The organism is Gillisia sp. Hel1_33_143 (assembly GCF_900104765.1).
In the GTDB taxonomy this organism is placed as follows: domain Bacteria; phylum Bacteroidota; class Bacteroidia; order Flavobacteriales; family Flavobacteriaceae; genus Gillisia.
This window is the reverse complement of the sequence record NZ_LT629737.1, coordinates 2,422,400-2,438,386: the sequence shown is the minus strand read 5'-3', so window position 1 is coordinate 2,438,386 and position 15,987 is coordinate 2,422,400. Positions and strand designations below refer to the sequence as shown.

Sequence of the window (15,987 nt, the reverse complement as noted above, 5' to 3'; positions counted from 1 at the left end):
AGCAACGATGGCCACAGAATTCTAATTCAATACTTATAAAAGCCACCCTAACCAGAAGGCATTTTATTTTTACGAAAAGCTTATAGGTTAATTCTGTTCGAATTCTTTGTAGCATAAACTTCAAAGGCCTATTTTTAATAATGATAGATATAGATTACATCAACAATAAAAATGGTTTCATTCAACAAAGAACTAATAGATTATTTAATAATTGGCATCTGTGCCATCATAGTTACTTTTACTCTTGCCTATTACGGTCTAAAGAAAATAGGAAAAGACCCAAGTAATATATTGCCAGTAAATTTCGCCAATAGAATATGGATACCTTTGCTAATTTTTTTGATTTCCCTCTTTTGTCAAATAGCACTTATAATAAGATTATTTAGATTTGAATATACCTATACTGTAATTGGGCATCTAAGCACTATAGGAATTATATTAAGTACCGCTTGGTTCTTGATCATTATCCTCAAGGTTTTTAAGGCAAGGATTCTTAAGAAGTACGATGTTTCTACTTCAGATAATCTGAAGGCTAGAAAAGTCTATACTCAATTTATGATCTTAGAAAATATCATAATTTTTCTAATAATTATTCTTTCTGTCGGAATAGCGTTAATGAGCTTTGATAGTATTAGATCTATTGGAGTGAGTTTACTTACCTCGGCAGGAATAGCAGGAATAATTATAGGATTGGCAGCCCAAAAAGCTATAGCTACCTTACTGGCAGGAATTCAAATAGCCATAACTCAGCCCATAAGAATTGAAGATGTAGTTATTGTAGAAGGAGAATGGGGATGGATTGAAGAAATTACACTTACCTATGTAGTAGTAAGAGTTTGGGATAAGAGAAGACTTGTGGTTCCATCTACTTATTTCATTGAAAACACATTTCAGAACTGGACTAGAAATACCGCAGAGATCTTAGGAACCGTATTTATTTATACAGATTACGAAGTGCCTTTTGATAGATTGAGAGAAGAACTCACAATGCTTTTAGAGAAATCACCCCTTTGGGATGGAAAGACCAATGTTTTACAGGTAACAAATGCAACAGATAGATCTGTAGAAATTAGAGCGCTTATGAGCGCTAAAGACTCCCCTACCTCTTGGGATCTGAGAGTGTATGTAAGAGAACATCTTTTAGTATTTATAAAAGAAAATTACCCTGAAAGTCTTCCAAAATCCAGGGTAAGTCTAAAAACTGATTAAAATTGAATATTTTCTTCGGAAACATAGCTTTTACTAAAATTTGCAGCTGTTTCAATTAAAGCAAGATGTGAATAAGCCTGAGGGAAATTACCTAATAATCGTTTAGTCTTAAAATCTATATCTTCACTAAAAAGACCTAAGTGATTACTATGAGAAAGTAAATCGTCAAACATAGCTTTAGCTTCCTTTTCTTCGCCAATCTTAAACAAACTATCTATGAGCCAGAAAGTACAAATTGTAAACGAAGATGAAGGTTCTCCAAAATCATCTTTATTTTTATATCGATACATTAGTCCATCTTTACATAATTCTCTTTTAGTAGCCTTCACTGTACTAATAAACCTCTGGTCTGACGCTTCCAAAAATCCATATTGTTCCATAAGTAAAGTAGAAGCATCCAGATCTTTAGAACCGTAAGATTGTGTATAAGCCTGGATTTCCTCATTCCATCCATTTTCATGAATATCTTCAAATATCTCATTTCTTAGCTGTTTCCACTTGGTATCATTAATACCCATTCTTAAGATCTCTCCTATCTTAATAGCTCTATCTACAGCTACCCAACAAAGTAATTTTGAAAAAACAAAATGTCTATCTTCAGTTCGCAACTCCCAAATTCCCTTATCTGGACTTTGCCAATGCTCCTCTACAATTTTTACGATACCTCGAGTAATGGTCCATAATTCTTCACTATTCTCCAGAGATGTTTCAAACTGAAGAAATTGTTGATAGATCACTTCCATCAAAATTCCGTAAATATCATTTTGCTTCTGAATATATGCAGCATTACCCGTTCTAACCGGTCCGGAATTTTTATATCCTTTTAAATGAGTAAGTATATTTTCTGTAAGATCCTTTTCACCATTTATCCCATACATGATCTGAATTTTTTCATCTTTATGGGGGATGATATTGATGATATATTGAAGAAAATCTTTGGCAGATTTGGTATGACCTAATCCTGCCATCACTTTTATAACCATAGAAGCATCTCTAATCCAGCAAAATCTGTAATCCCAATTTCGCTCCTCACCTATAGTTTCTGGTAAAGATGTAGTAGCAGCTGCAAGTACAGCTCCAGATTTCTTATAAGTAAGAGCTTTTAGTACCAGTGCACTTCTTAAGATCTCCTCATTATAATATTTATATTTGGTGGTCTTCTCACTCCAATTCATCCAATACGTCTTGGTGCGTTGAAATTTAAGATATGCTCTGTCTATAGTTTGTGTTATTAGTTTTTCGTGATATGCTAGAAGCAGGTAAGAATTTTCCTTTAATTCAATTTCTTCCTGATTGAGGATCTTATCTAGATTGAAATTAGAATATAAAAATAGAGAATCATATTTTCCCTCTTCCGTATAACTCTTTATATAATCTCCCTTATTTTCATTAAAGGTCTTCTCTCTGGCAAAATCCAACTTTGGGTCGTAAATAAGTTTAAACTTTGGAGCTCCTTTCAACAATCTAATAAATCTTATAACATCTGGCGGTGCATAATAAGATTGATCTTCTCTTTGATATCTAGGCATAAAATCTATAAGCTGAAAAGCATCAGTACCATTATCAAAAACGGTACTTAGAACATTAGTTCCCCACAGATATTCTTGAGTTATTTTATAATCTGCACTCACTTTAAATTCAAAACTCCCTCCTATCTCATCATCCAATAATTTTGCAAATACTGAAGCAGAATTAAAATTTGGCAAACAGCACCATTCCATAGCTCCGGTTTTAGAAATTAAGGCAGCACTTTTACAGTTTCCTATAATTCCATAATCTAAATTCTCCATATAATCTTAAAATTGTTTTAAAAGAGTGGTACTCTGAATTGATTTTCCGAAATTTAAGAAAAATCAATTTTTTCACATCAGCATTCACATTAAATTATGAGTAAAACAATTATTATTTCCAACCGATTACCCTTACAAATAAATCTAGAAAATGATGAATTAATTGTGACTCCTAGTGTAGGAGGATTGGCAACAGGACTAAAATCATTTCATAAAGACGGAGATAGTATTTGGATAGGTTGGACAGGAATGACCACCGAAGAAATCCCAGAACATTTAATTGATGAAGTTCACAAAAAAGCGAGGGCAGAAGATTGCATTGCTGTAAATTTTTCTTCCGAAGAAATGGAAGGTTTCTATTATGGTTTTAGCAATAGAGGGATCTGGCCATTATTTCATTATTTTATGGAGTTTACAGAATGGGATTCATGGCAATGGGAAACCTATAAAAATGTTAATCAGAAATATGCAGATGCAGTTATTGAACATTATAAAGATGGAGACGTAATTTGGGTACATGATTATCAATTACTGCTAGTCCCAAATATGATTAGAGAGAAAGAACCGAATGCAACCATAGGTTTCTTTAATCATATCCCATTCCCATCTTATGAAGTATTTAGAACAATGCCATGGAGAGATGAGATCTTAACAGGAATGCTTGGAGCAGATCTTATTGGTTTTCATACATATGACTATGAAAGACATTTCTTAAGTTCTGTAAGTAGGATTTTAAGGCATCAGGTAGAATTTAATGAGGTTAGCTTACCCGAGCGCTTGGTTAAAGTAGATTCTTTTCCTATGGGAATAGATTACGATAAATTTGAAAGCGCCGCACTAGATCATTTTGAGAAAACAGCAGAAGATCAATCTGAAATTCAACAGAGATTAGATCATCATAAAAAAGCTGCTCCAGATGCGAAACTAATATTGAGCATAGATAGGCTAGATTACACCAAAGGTATAGCTAATAGAATAAGAGCGTTTGAATATTTTCTGGATAAATATCCGCAGTACATAGAGAAAATTCGTTTAGTGATGCTGGCAGTTCCTTCTAGATCTGAAGTGCCTCAATATCAATTATTAAAAAAGGAGATAGATGAGTTGGTAGGAAGAATTAATGGGAAATTTGCCACAGTAAGCTGGACCCCTATATGGTATTTCTATAGATCTATGCCTTTTGAAAACTTAATTGATTTATATACCAGTTGCGATATTGCATTACTTACACCTATAAGAGATGGGATGAATTTGGTTGCTAAAGAATATATAGCTACCAGAACTAACAAAACCGGAGTACTTATACTAAGTGAAATGGCAGGAGCCGCTCAGGAAATGAATGAAGCTATTTTAATAAATCCGAACAACTTTAATGAGATAGCAGATTCTATTAAGTTCGCCATAGAAATGCCCGAGGCAGAACAAAACAAGAGAATCACCTCTTTACAGAAAAGACTGAAGAGATATAATGTAGAAAAATGGGCAAATGATTTTATGAAATCTTTGAAAGGAACAACAGAAAATAGAGATATTTATAAGGCTAACCTTATTAATACAAGTGTAAAAGGGGAAATACTCACTAAATTCAAGAATGCTAAGAATAGAGTACTTTTTCTAGATTATGATGGAACATTGGTGAATTTCACTAATAATCCAGATCACGCAAGTCCGGATGACGAGCTTTTAGCGCTTATTAATAAACTAACTACCCTAGAAAATACCAAAGTGGTACTTATAAGTGGTAGAGATAAGAACACGCTAGGTACATGGTGGAAATCTACTCCTGTAGAGCTTATTGCAGAACATGGAGTGTGGGTTAGAAAAACAGGCCGTGACTGGAAATTAAACGAGAAAGTACAAAATGACTGGATGGGTGCTGTGCGTCCTGTAATAGAAACCTTTGTAGATAGAACTCCTGGGACGTTTATTGAAGAAAAAAATTATTCACTAGCATGGCACTTCAGAAAGGCTGATCCTGATCTCGGTGAGATAAGAGCCAATGAACTTTCTAATGTTCTTAAAGATCTAATTTCCAATCACGGATTGAGTGTGCTAGATGGCAATAAAGTTTTGGAGATTAAAAGTAGCGGCGTTAATAAAGGAAAAGCTGCGAACAAATTACTTTTAAAGGAAGAGTATGATTTTATCTTCGCAATTGGAGACGATTGGACCGATGAGTATCTATTTAAAGAACTTCCTGAAGAATCTGTTACCGTGAAAGTGGGACTTAAAAAAACTGCAGCCACTTATTACGTAGAAGATACTGCTAAAGTTAGAACCTTGCTAAAAGCTTTTAGCGATATAGATTAGTAAAAAGATAGTTTAATTGAAATTCTAAGTGTTAAAATACTTAGGAAATCATCATAAAAATTATATCAAACTTAACTATCTGAACTGTTGTATACTTGTAATTATAAGTAATTTTACATCATAATTGAAACATAAACCAATAAAACAACATAATTATGAAAGCAGGAAGATTATTAACAGGATTAGTATCAGGAGCAGCAGTTGGAGCAGCATTAGGATTATTATTTGCTCCTAAAAAAGGTGTAGATACTCGTAAAAAGATCTCTGAAACTAGTGATAACTACTTAAAAGGTGCAAGAGGAAGATTTGATGAATTTTCTGATAACTTAAACCACAAAGTTGAAGCTTTGAAAGACAAGTCTAAAGCTAAATTCACAAATTCAAAATCTGAAGAAGCAATCAACAAAGCAAAAGCTGAAATTCACGAAATGAAAGCTAGCTAGTCTTTGACTAAATATTTATAAAACCCCGATTTTTCGGGGTTTTTTTATGCTCTAAAACTACTAAATCTTTCTTTTTCCTAATCTTCATTCTTTTCACTAAATTGAAAACAAAAAAACTTATGAAATTATCCCAATTTGCGATTGGTGGAGCTTTTCTATTTATAAGCTCAATAGCTCCTGCCAATGCACAACAAACAGATTCTAAAATCTATGATATAATAAACAATGTTTCTTCCCAAAGAATCGAAAAGGATATTAGAACTTTAGCAGGATTTGGTACTAGAAATACTTTTAGTGACACCGTTTCTAATACTCGCGGGATAGGAGCAGCCAGAAGATTCATAAAATCTGAATTTGACAATATCTCTAAAGATTGTTCCAATTGCCTAGACGTTAAGTACCAGAGAGATCTGGTTAAGCCTTCAGACGGTGATAGAATACCTATGGAAGCATATATTACTAATGTTGTAGCTATTCAAAAAGGGACAAAATACCCTAACAGATATATCATAATGAGTGGAGATATAGATTCTCGAAATTCTGATGTGATGGATTATAAAGGAGATGCACCTGGTGCCAATGATAATGCAAGTGGAATGGCCGGAACAATGGAAGCAGCTCGCGTTCTATCAAAATACAAATTTGAAAATAGTATTATTTACTTAGGATTATCTGGAGAAGAGCAAGGCCTATTTGGAGGAAAATCTATGGCAGCCTATGCAAAGGAAAAAGGCTGGGATATTATAGGAGTTTTTAATAATGATATGATAGGCAATATTGAAGGAGTAGATGGTGTGATAGATAATAGAAGTTTTAGAATTTTTTCTGAGCCAGTGCCTCCTACTGAAACTGAGAGAGAAAGAAACATGCGAAGATTTTATGGTGGCGAAGTAGATGGAATCTCAAGACAACTTGCGCGTTTTGTTTATACAACTACAAAAACTTACATGCCTGAAATGAACCCAATGTTGATTTATAGATTAGATAGATTTGGACGTGGTGGCCACCACAGATCTTTTAATGATCTTGGATATGCAGGAATTAGAATTATGGAAGCGCATGAAAACTATAATAGACAGCACCAAAATATTCGCACTGAAAACGGAATTAAATATGGAGATGTTGTAGAAGGTGTAAATTTTGATTATGCTGCTAAGATGACGGCCGTTAATGCTATAAATATGGCAGCAATTGCCTGGGCACCACCTGCTCCTAAAGATGTAGAAATTGGCGGAATAGTAGAACCATCTACTAAATTAAGATGGAAGCAAGTAGATGGAGAAATAGCAGGATATAAAATCTATTGGAGAGATACAACTTCTCCTATTTGGCAATATTCTAGATTTGTTGGAGATGTATCAGAATTTACGCTGGAGGGTATCGTTATAGATAACTTCTTCTTTGGTGTAGCCGCGGTAGATAAAGAAGGGCATGAAAGTTTAGTTGTATTTCCTTCAGGAACTTATAGATAAACATCACTTTAAGAAGACCGTACAAAGCTATTATAAACGTCATTCTGAATTTATTTCGGAATGACGTTTAACTTTTAAACAAAATTAGTTCCGCTCGACGCAAACAAAAACATTTGTGACAGCTACTTTATGCTATCATTGAAAGCTGAACTCTTTTTCTACTTTCATCTACCTCCATAACAGTTACCTCCACCTGTTGACCTAGTTTCACTATAGAATTAACATCACTTACAAATTCGTTGGCTAAATTAGAAATATGAACCAATCCACTTTCTTTAATGCCTATATCTACAAAACATCCAAAATTGGTAATGTTATTTACCAATCCAGGTAGTTTCATACCAACCTTTAGGTCTTCTATAGTTTTCACATTCGGATCGAACTGAAAATTAACTATAGCCTTTCTAGGATCTGCTCCAGGTTTTTCCAATTCTTTTAAAATATCTTTTAAAGTTGGTAAACCTAGATCTTTACTGATGTATTTTTCTAGGTCCACGTTCTTAAGAATCTCCTTATTCCCTATTAGGTCTTCTAATTTCAACTTTTGATCTTTGGCGATCTTTTGAACTAAACTATAACTTTCTGGATGCACCGCAGAATCGTCTAATGGAAAGTCACCATCTTTAATTCTTAAGAATCCTGCAGATTGCTCATAGGCTTTAGCTCCTAGTCTAGGTACCTTCAGCAATTCTTTTCTATTCTTCAAACCACCGCTTATCTTTCTGTAAGAAATAATATTATCGGCCAAGCCAGGTCCAATCCCAGAAACATAAGATAGCAACTCCTTACTTGCTGTATTCACATTTACACCTATTCTATTTACACAACTTACAACCACGATATCTAGCTTGTTTTTTAGATGATTTTGATCTACTTCATGCTGGTACTGTCCTACTCCAATAGATTTTGGATCTATCTTCACCAGTTCTGCCAAAGGATCTGTTAATCTTCTTCCAATAGAAACAGCACCTCTAACGGTAATATCATAATTAGGAAATTCATCTCTTGCTATTTTTGACGCAGAGTAAACAGATGCTCCGGCTTCGTTTACTATATAGACCGAAAGATCCCTGTCAAAAGAAATTTTCTTTACAAAGAATTCTGTTTCTCTAGAAGCCGTTCCGTTACCGATGGAAATTGCATCAATATTATACGCATTTACTAGGGATTTAATTTTTTTACTTGCCATACCAACTTCCTTTTGCGGAGGATGTGGATAGATGTTCTCATTGTGAAGTAAAATGCCATTTTCGTCTAAACAAACCACTTTACAACCAGATCTAAACCCAGGATCTATCGCCAAAATTCTTTTACCATTTAAAGTAGGAGCTAATAACAATTGTTCGAGGTTATCTGCAAATACTGAAATAGCTTCGGCATCTGCCCTCGCTTTAGCTTCATTTAAAAATTCTGTATAAAATGATGGTTTTAGCAATCTTTTATATGCATCTTCAATTGCTTCGAAAACATACCGGGTGGTAGCGTTCTCTCTATTTTTTAATATGATTCTGGAAATAATATTATAAGCTTCCTTTTGATCTATTTCGATCTTCAATTTTAAAATGCCTTCTTTTTCTGCTCTATGAATAGCTAAAAATCGATGTGATGGAATTCGCTTTAGAGGTTCATTCCAATCAAAATATTGCTTAAATTTTTGAGCTTTTTCTGAAGATGCTTCTTTCTTAATAATTTTTGCACTTATTTCTGCCGTGCGCTGATAGAGTTGCCTTATTTTAGCCCTAACATTCTGATCTTCATTAATCCATTCCGCAACAATATTTTTAGCTCCTTCTAAAGCATCTTCTACTGTTCTAATATCAGAACTTAAGAATCGCCTGGAACTTGACTCTATGGAATTATCATGTTGCGCCATTAAGATCCTCGCCAACGGTTCTAAGCCAGCTTCTCTAGCCGCATCTGCCTTTGTCTTTCTCTTCTTCTTAAACGGTAAGTAAAGGTCTTCCAGCGCTATTAAGTCATTAGAGTTCTTAATTTTAGAACGCAAATCATCACTTAGCGCATTTTGCTCTTCAATAGCCTTTAAAATAGACTCTTTGCGTTTTTCAAGTTCTTGAAAAGCATTTAATAAGGTAGCGATCTTTTCTATTTCAACTTCATCTAAATTTCCGGTAAGCTCCTTTCTATATCTGGCAATAAAAGGTATAGTTGCATCTGCTTTTATAAGATCCAGGGTATTTTGAATAGACTTCTCTGGCGCATTTATCTGCGCTTTTATATATTCGAGTAACTTCAAGAGTAAATGATTTTAAATATTAAAGATGATGTAAAGGTAATTTTAAGAGCGATGTACCTTCAAATTTATTGTTCTCAAATTTAAATAATATCTATCTTTTTAGAATGTGCTATAGCTTTTTCACTATGCTGAAAATAGCAGGTAGCTACATTCAAATCCTCCAAATTCTCTAGAATCTTTAATACTTCAGATTTTTTAGTATTTGTTGTTTGCCGGATATAAACAGCTTTTATATTTAAAGGAAAGATTTTACAAACACGTTCATAGATATAAGGATCTTTTTGGGAATCATCTCCCAACAACACATATTCAATATGTGGATAAAATGAAATAATATCTTTGATTTTTTCAAACTTATGATCGTGACTGCCTCTGCCGGTAAAAAGGAAGTCTGAAATTCCGGTCTTGATCTTTTTTAACTTGATCACTGCTTTTGGCAATTCATGCATTACTGCCAGTTCGTTAATAAAACTATATAGATTCCATTCACTGCTAGAAACATAAAAAAAGGAATTGAAACTATTCTCAGATTCCTGACCATAAGAACTTAGCGCTTTATAATGAGGCACAACGTCTGAAAAAACCTTTCTATTATTAATATTTTTAAGAAGCATTATATAAAGCTTTTTAAAAAAATTATTGCTGTGTGATATTAAAAAAGTATCATCAATATCTGATATAATACCGTATTTACTATCATATGGTTTTAGAACTTCTCCCTGCTCCACGATACCAAAATCATTAAATTTACAACTCACGGTATAAGTATGCCAACCGCTTTCTAACTCTTTTGTAAAAGGAATGGCGAATCTAAAATATCCATCATTAAGTGTTTTAGTTTCAACTTCAACATCTTCAAAATTAAGTTTGATCCTAAAATTTGATATTGGAGAAATATTGAACATATGTATTATAGAGAAAGCATGTTTTACCCCTCTTCTATCTATCCTGTATTTATCTGGAGCCCACGACTTAAAAACGTGCCCAAAAACCACAAGTTCTTTGTTATTGAGATATCCTCTGTAAAGCTTAAGATCTATTTTTATCAATTGAGATTTTGTTAACATAGGTTCGTTCCAAAATACTTATTTTTAATCACAATCTACAATTCATGAGTGCAAAAAATAAAATTTTACTAATTGTAAATCCTATTTCAGGAAACCTAAAAAAAACCGAATTAACGGATCTTATTAAAAGTGAGCTAAAAGATAGAGGTAAAAACCTTATCATCTATAAGACCAATGGTAAGGATGATATTCAAAGAATAGATGATCTTATAAATAAGGAAACTCCAGAAAGAATTCTAGTAGCTGGAGGAGATGGAACTATTCAACTTGTAGCTGAAGTATTAAAAGATCATGATCATCTGCCAATTGGTATTATTCCCGCCGGTTCTGCCAATGGATTTGCCGTTAATCTTAATTTACCTTCAAATAGAATAGAACAATTAGAGATTGCACTTAGTAACGATCTTTTAAAAACAGATACCCTTTTAATAAATGATAAAATTTGCTTACATATTGCAGATCTGGGTATTAATGCCGAGCTGATTAAAAACTACAAAAAATCCAAACTTCATGGAAAGCTCGGATATTTCTTACAAAGTATTCCTACCCTTCTGAACTCTGAATATCCATTTGATTTTGAATTAGAGATCAATAAGAAATTCTATAAAAAGGAAGGTATTTTATTAGCCATAGCCAATGCAAGTAAATTTGGAACAGGAGCGAATATAAATCCGAAGGGTAAAATATACGACGGGAAATTTGAAGTCTTGATATTTAAAAATCTTGACATTATAGAAATTTTTAAATCGCTGTATAGTGAAGAAGTAGATTTCGACTCAGAATTTGTAGAAGATGTATCTACTACAAGTGTAAAAATTACTTCCAAAACTCCTGTGGCTTTACAAATAGATGGCGAGTTTATAGGTGAAGTAACAGAAGTGTTTGCACAGGTGAGTCCTATAAAATTATTAATAGCAGTTCCTAAGGAATTTAGGAAGGAAGCTTCGATCAATTAAAAAAAATAATATGAGTTCTCAAAATGTAACTTTTAAAAATAAAAATGGGCATCTGCTTAAAGGTAAATTAGAATTACCATCAGATCAGGAACCGCACAACTACGCTTTGTTTGCGCACTGCTTTACCTGTAATAAGAACTATTTTGCAGTAAAAAATATCTGCAATGCGCTTACTCAACAAGGCTATGGAGTTCTAAGATTCGACTTTACAGGATTAGGTGAAAGTGAAGGAGATTTTGAAGATTCCAATTTTAGCGGTAATGTAGACGATCTTTTACAGGCTGTAGAATTTTTAAGGCTTAAATATAAAGAGCCAAGTCTACTTATTGGTCATTCTCTAGGTGGAGCGGCTGTTTTATTTGCGGCTAAAGAATTATCTTCTGTAAAAGCTGTTGCCACAATAGCTGCTCCATCTAAAGCTAATCATTTAGTACATTTACTTAAAGATGACCTTAAGGAAATTAATGATGAGGGATCTGCAGAAGTTAATATTGGTGGAAGACCCTTTAAGATTAAGAAGCAATTTCTAGAGGATATAGAAGATAAGCAACTAAAAACAATTTTACCAGATCTAGATAAACCTCTACTAATTTTACATAGCCCGCAAGATGCAATTGTAGAAATAAAAAATGCTGAAGAGATCTACTTAGCCGCCAGACATCCTAAAAGTTTTATATCTCTAGACGGAGCAGACCATTTATTAACCAATACTAGAGATTCTATCTATGCAGGATCTATGATTGGAAATTGGGCTAGCAGGTATATTGAGATTTCAGAAAAAATTGAATTAACTACCAATTTTGAAGTAGTTGCAAAATTAGGAGCTGAAGGATTTACAACTCAGATGCAAGCCGGAAATCATGGTTTTATTGCAGATGAACCCGTAAAAGTAGGCGGTAAAAACTTAGGACCTTCCCCTTACGATTATATCTCTGCCGGACTAGCAGCATGCACTTCAATGACGATACAGATGTATGCAAGAAGAAAGAATTGGATAATAGATTCTGTAGAAACTCATATTAACTACGCAAAGGACTATTCTACAGATTGTGAGAATTGCGAAGATACTTCAGCTAAGATCGATACGTTTAGCAGAGAAATAATAATTAAAGGAGACTTGGATAAAGCTCAGCTAGATAAAATTATACTCATCGCAGATAAATGTCCCGTTCATAAAACCCTCACTACCCCTACCCAAGTAATAACTACTGTTATTAAAGAATAGAAATTTTAAATTAATTGGGAGTGATAATATAGATTTTAACATCTGTTAAGCAATCCTTAAATCTTTGGTGCTTCCTAAGAATCACTGTACTTTAGATATAAATTAACAAACCAAGTAAACAAAATTATGAAACGTATTAGTCTATCATTTTTATTCTGTGCTTCCTTATTGATTGTTGGATGTAAAAACGACAAAAAAGAAGCTAAAGACGAAAATTCTTCTACAACTGAGATGTCTCAGGAAACTAAACAAGAAGAAGTTAAGAAAGCAAAAGTTACTTTAGAAGCTAAGAGTGACAGTAAATTATCTGGTAACGTTGTGTTTACTCAGGAAAATGGAGAAGTAACTATGACTGCTCTTATTGATGGTCTTGCTGCCGGAATGCATGCAATTCACATTCATGAAAATGCAGATTGCTCTGCGGCAGATGGTTCTTCTGCTGGTGGACATTGGAATCCAACTCATGAAGATCATGGTAAATGGGGATCTCCAAATGGATACCACAAAGGTGATATTGGAAACTTCAAAGTTGATGCCAATGGAAATGGAACTATTACTATGACTACAGATGAGTGGTGTATTGGATGTGATGATGATGCTAAGAACATTGTTGGAAAATCTGTTGTAATACATGATGGTGTAGATGATTTCACTTCTCAACCTTCTGGAGCTGCAGGAACTAGAGTTGGATGTGGGACTATTAAATAATACTACACCTCTATAAATTATTAACGTAAAAGCAACCATTGGTTGCTTTTACTGTTTTATGACATTATTTTTTATACTTTTAAAGGAAATATTTTAGGATAACCCATGCAACAAGACCAACTAATTGCTCAACTTCAGGCTGGAAACGAGAGAGCCTTTGAAAGAATTTACCAATTATATTCGGAAAGTATTTTCGGTATTATTTATACCATCACAAGAGATAAAACGGTTTCAGAAGAAATTCTTCAAGACGTGTTTCTTAAGATCTGGGAAAAAGCACCTACCTATAACCCGAAAAAAGGTAGATTTTTTACTTGGATCTTGAATATAGCAAGAAATGCCTCCATAGATAAGATTCGATCTAAAGATTTTAAAAACAAACAGTTAAACCTTAAGTCGGATAATTTCGTAGATATACTAGAAGCAAAGTCTAACTTTAGTAGTAAGATAGATGCAATAGGTCTTCAAAAATATATAGATATTTTAGAGCCTGTTTGCAAAAAACTTATAGATCTTTTATTCTTTAAAGGATTTACACAAAAAGAGACTGCAGAGAAACTAGACATGCCTTTAGGAACTGTAAAGACCAAAAATAGGGTGTGTATTGATAAACTTAGAGCTACAGTTATATAATTATGGAAGACATTAACGATTACATACAATCCGGAATTTTAGAGCTCTATGTATATGGTGCTCTTACAGAGACAGAAAGTGCTGAAGTAGCTGCAAAGCTTAGAGAATATCCTACCGTTGAAGAAGAGGTAGCTGCAATAGAACACTCTTTGATGCAACTATCTTCTGCAGCAGCACCATATAATCCAGAGCAACTTATAGCTTCTATTAAAACCAAACTTGGTAGTTCTGAAAAGGTAATTCCAATTACCCGAAAAAAATCTAGTTTAGTTCCTTATTTAGGATGGGCAGCAAGTTTATTATTCTTAATTGGATTATTCGTACTATTTAATAGGAACAATGAACTTCAAAATTCTGTTCAGGCATTGCAAGTAGAGAAAGCACAGATGGAATCTCAAATAGCAGAAGCAAGAAATAATACGGAGAAATCTCAGCAATTATTAGCAGTACTTAGAGATAAGAACATTATTAGAGTTTCTCTTAAAGGACAGCAAGTAGCTCCAGATGCATATGCATTTGCATATTATAATGAAGAAAATAATAAAACCTATATAGATGCTAAAGATCTTCCCAATCCTCCTAGAGGAATGGTTTACCAGGTATGGTCTTTAAAAATGCAACCACTTACTCCTGTTAGCATAGGATTGCTGGATAAATTTGAAGATGATGATAATAAGATCTTTGAATTAACAAATGAAAATCTATCTGAAGGATTTGGAATAACTTTAGAACCTGCAGGAGGTAGTAAAACTCCAACAATGGAACAGTTATATACATTAGGAACAGTCTCATCTACTTAGAACTAGAAGAAACAGAAATTTAAAAGAAGGATATCTATTTTATAGATATCCTTCTTTTTTTCCAACTATCTAATTTTATTAAAATAAGAAAGGCTTGTCCTTTTCAAAACAAACCTTTCTATAACCAACCAAAAAAAATCAAAAGAATACTTAATCGTAGTATTCAGAAAGCATTGTAAAATCAAAACTCAACAACAAATCTTCCATAGGATCAAAACAAACCAAAGAAAAAATAAATGCCTTATGATCTACTACAATTAATATTCTGCATTTGTTATACTTACGAGACTTTTTTGACTTTGGTTTTTAAAATGATGATTTTTAACATTTTAATTTTTAACCCAACCAATTTTTAAAATCTTTTACGCGCTCTCTAGCAACGATGATCTCAAATTCCTTAAAGCATTTTGTTATAATCTTTAATCTTGAATTGCTATACGCAATAATATCTTTGATAGCTCCTAGTTGAACGAATACCTTTCTATTAACTCTAAAGAATAAGTCTGGAGGAAGATCATTTTCTAAACTTTCTAAGGTAGTCTCTAGTAAATAATTTCTACCTTCTGAAGTATAGATATAGGTACCTTTATTTTCACTGTATATGCATTCAATATCTTCAAGTGAAATCATTTTAAGGTGCTGACCCACTTTTACGGTAAATCGTTTTTTGTAGGATCTTTCTTCAGGACTTACCAGTAACTTTTTAATATCTTCAAAATTCAATTGAAGGTTAAGATCCTCATTTTTAGAATTTAGATCTTTTAGAAGATCCTGATATTTATGTACCGCTGTTTCCAATTCCTCATCATCAATTGGCTTCAATAGATAATCTATACTATTCAGCTTAAAGGCCTGTAAAGCGTATTCATCATAAGCAGTAGTGAAGATAACTGCGCTTTTAATCTTTATATTCTCAAAAATCTCAAAAGACAAACCGTCACTAAGTTGAATATCTAAGAATATAAGATCTGGATGGTCATTCTGAGAGAACCAAGCTATAGAATCTTCTACAGAATGTAAAACCTCAATTATTGGAACCTCAAGCTTATCTAACATTCTATTGAGCCTTCTTGCTGCTGGCTTTTCATCTTCTATAATAATAGCATTCATAGCTCTAGTA

13 protein-coding genes are annotated in these 15,987 nt (G+C 33.3%); 9 read left to right on the top strand and 4 right to left on the bottom strand.

Annotation, left to right across the window (positions count from 1 at the left end):
• The first annotated feature begins 171 nt into the window (after positions 1-171).
• A complete protein-coding gene (locus BLT84_RS11305) occupies positions 172-1,209 on the top strand; it encodes a mechanosensitive ion channel family protein (protein WP_091265751.1) in 1,038 nt (345 codons plus the stop codon).
• On the opposite strand, the gene BLT84_RS11300 is transcribed toward BLT84_RS11305, so the two are convergent.
• On the bottom strand, positions 1,206-2,999 hold the full coding sequence (locus tag BLT84_RS11300) for a glycoside hydrolase family 15 protein (protein ID WP_091265747.1): 1,794 nt from the start codon (positions 2,997-2,999) through the stop codon (positions 1,206-1,208). The two genes, BLT84_RS11305 and BLT84_RS11300, sit on opposite strands and share 4 nt — an antisense overlap.
• A gap of 96 nt (positions 3,000-3,095) precedes the next feature.
• Between BLT84_RS11300 and BLT84_RS11295 the strand changes: the two genes are divergently transcribed.
• From BLT84_RS11295 to BLT84_RS11285, 3 genes are all read left to right on the top strand, one after another.
• Complete coding sequence (locus tag BLT84_RS11295; RefSeq protein ID WP_034891893.1) at positions 3,096-5,309, top strand: bifunctional alpha,alpha-trehalose-phosphate synthase (UDP-forming)/trehalose-phosphatase; 2,214 nt, start codon at positions 3,096-3,098, stop codon at positions 5,307-5,309.
• 155 nt (positions 5,310-5,464) lie between these two features.
• Positions 5,465-5,752 carry a YtxH domain-containing protein gene (locus BLT84_RS11290; RefSeq protein ID WP_034891890.1) on the top strand — a complete coding sequence of 96 codons (288 nt, stop codon included), beginning with the start codon at positions 5,465-5,467 and terminating at the stop codon, positions 5,750-5,752.
• Positions 5,753-5,871: 119 nt separating this feature from the next.
• The gene (locus tag BLT84_RS11285) at positions 5,872-7,224 is read left to right on the top strand and encodes a M28 family metallopeptidase (RefSeq protein ID WP_091265743.1); all 1,353 of its coding nucleotides are present in this window, start codon (positions 5,872-5,874) and stop codon (positions 7,222-7,224) included.
• Between the two features lie 127 nt (positions 7,225-7,351).
• Here BLT84_RS11285 and BLT84_RS11280 read toward each other — a convergent pair whose 3' ends face one another.
• Together BLT84_RS11280 and BLT84_RS11275 are read right to left on the bottom strand one after the other, a co-directional pair.
• Entirely contained in the window at positions 7,352-9,478 is a 2,127-nt protein-coding gene (locus BLT84_RS11280; RefSeq protein ID WP_091265742.1) for a Tex family protein, read from the bottom strand.
• Positions 9,479-9,558: 80 nt separating this feature from the next.
• Positions 9,559-10,524, bottom strand: coding sequence for an App1 family protein (locus BLT84_RS11275; protein WP_091268207.1), 966 nt, complete (start codon positions 10,522-10,524; stop codon positions 9,559-9,561).
• Between the two features lie 65 nt (positions 10,525-10,589).
• Between BLT84_RS11275 and BLT84_RS11270 the strand changes: the two genes are divergently transcribed.
• The 5 genes from BLT84_RS11270 to BLT84_RS11250 all read left to right on the top strand — a co-directional run bounded on the left by BLT84_RS11270 (position 10,590) and on the right by BLT84_RS11250 (position 14,867).
• Positions 10,590-11,501 (top strand): diacylglycerol/lipid kinase family protein, encoded by a 912-nt coding sequence (locus tag BLT84_RS11270; protein WP_091265739.1) that lies wholly within the window; start codon positions 10,590-10,592, stop codon positions 11,499-11,501.
• 10 nt (positions 11,502-11,511) lie between these two features.
• Positions 11,512-12,726, top strand: a complete 1,215-nt coding sequence (locus BLT84_RS11265) for a bifunctional alpha/beta hydrolase/OsmC family protein (protein WP_091265736.1) — start codon at positions 11,512-11,514, stop codon at positions 12,724-12,726.
• A gap of 126 nt (positions 12,727-12,852) precedes the next feature.
• Positions 12,853-13,434, top strand: coding sequence for a superoxide dismutase family protein (locus BLT84_RS11260; protein WP_034891877.1), 582 nt, complete (start codon positions 12,853-12,855; stop codon positions 13,432-13,434).
• A 105-nt stretch (positions 13,435-13,539) separates the two neighbouring features.
• The gene (locus BLT84_RS11255) at positions 13,540-14,067 is read left to right on the top strand and encodes an RNA polymerase sigma factor (protein WP_034891874.1); all 528 of its coding nucleotides are present in this window, start codon (positions 13,540-13,542) and stop codon (positions 14,065-14,067) included.
• Between the two features lie 2 nt (positions 14,068-14,069).
• Complete coding sequence (locus tag BLT84_RS11250) at positions 14,070-14,867, top strand: anti-sigma factor domain-containing protein (protein WP_091265733.1); 798 nt, start codon at positions 14,070-14,072, stop codon at positions 14,865-14,867.
• A 336-nt stretch (positions 14,868-15,203) separates the two neighbouring features.
• Here BLT84_RS11250 and BLT84_RS11245 read toward each other — a convergent pair whose 3' ends face one another.
• Positions 15,204-15,977, bottom strand: a complete 774-nt coding sequence (locus tag BLT84_RS11245; RefSeq protein WP_091265732.1) for a LytR/AlgR family response regulator transcription factor — start codon at positions 15,975-15,977, stop codon at positions 15,204-15,206.
• Positions 15,978-15,987: the final 10 nt, after the last annotated feature.

What these genes read in the sequence shown, in the direction of transcription:
- BLT84_RS11305 (WP_091265751.1), top strand. Translation starts at nt 172, where the DNA reads ATGGTTTCATTCAACAAAGAACTAATAGATTATTTAATAATTGGCATC.
- BLT84_RS11300 (WP_091265747.1), bottom strand. Translation starts at nt 2,999, where the DNA reads ATGGAGAATTTAGATTATGGAATTATAGGAAACTGTAAAAGTGCTGCC.
- BLT84_RS11295 (WP_034891893.1), top strand. Translation starts at nt 3,096, where the DNA reads ATGAGTAAAACAATTATTATTTCCAACCGATTACCCTTACAAATAAAT.
- BLT84_RS11290 (WP_034891890.1), top strand. Translation starts at nt 5,465, where the DNA reads ATGAAAGCAGGAAGATTATTAACAGGATTAGTATCAGGAGCAGCAGTT.
- BLT84_RS11285 (WP_091265743.1), top strand. Translation starts at nt 5,872, where the DNA reads ATGAAATTATCCCAATTTGCGATTGGTGGAGCTTTTCTATTTATAAGC.
- BLT84_RS11270 (WP_091265739.1), top strand. Translation starts at nt 10,590, where the DNA reads ATGAGTGCAAAAAATAAAATTTTACTAATTGTAAATCCTATTTCAGGA.
- BLT84_RS11265 (WP_091265736.1), top strand. Translation starts at nt 11,512, where the DNA reads ATGAGTTCTCAAAATGTAACTTTTAAAAATAAAAATGGGCATCTGCTT.
- BLT84_RS11260 (WP_034891877.1), top strand. Translation starts at nt 12,853, where the DNA reads ATGAAACGTATTAGTCTATCATTTTTATTCTGTGCTTCCTTATTGATT.
- BLT84_RS11255 (WP_034891874.1), top strand. Translation starts at nt 13,540, where the DNA reads ATGCAACAAGACCAACTAATTGCTCAACTTCAGGCTGGAAACGAGAGA.
- BLT84_RS11250 (WP_091265733.1), top strand. Translation starts at nt 14,070, where the DNA reads ATGGAAGACATTAACGATTACATACAATCCGGAATTTTAGAGCTCTAT.
- BLT84_RS11245 (WP_091265732.1), bottom strand. Translation starts at nt 15,977, where the DNA reads ATGAATGCTATTATTATAGAAGATGAAAAGCCAGCAGCAAGAAGGCTC.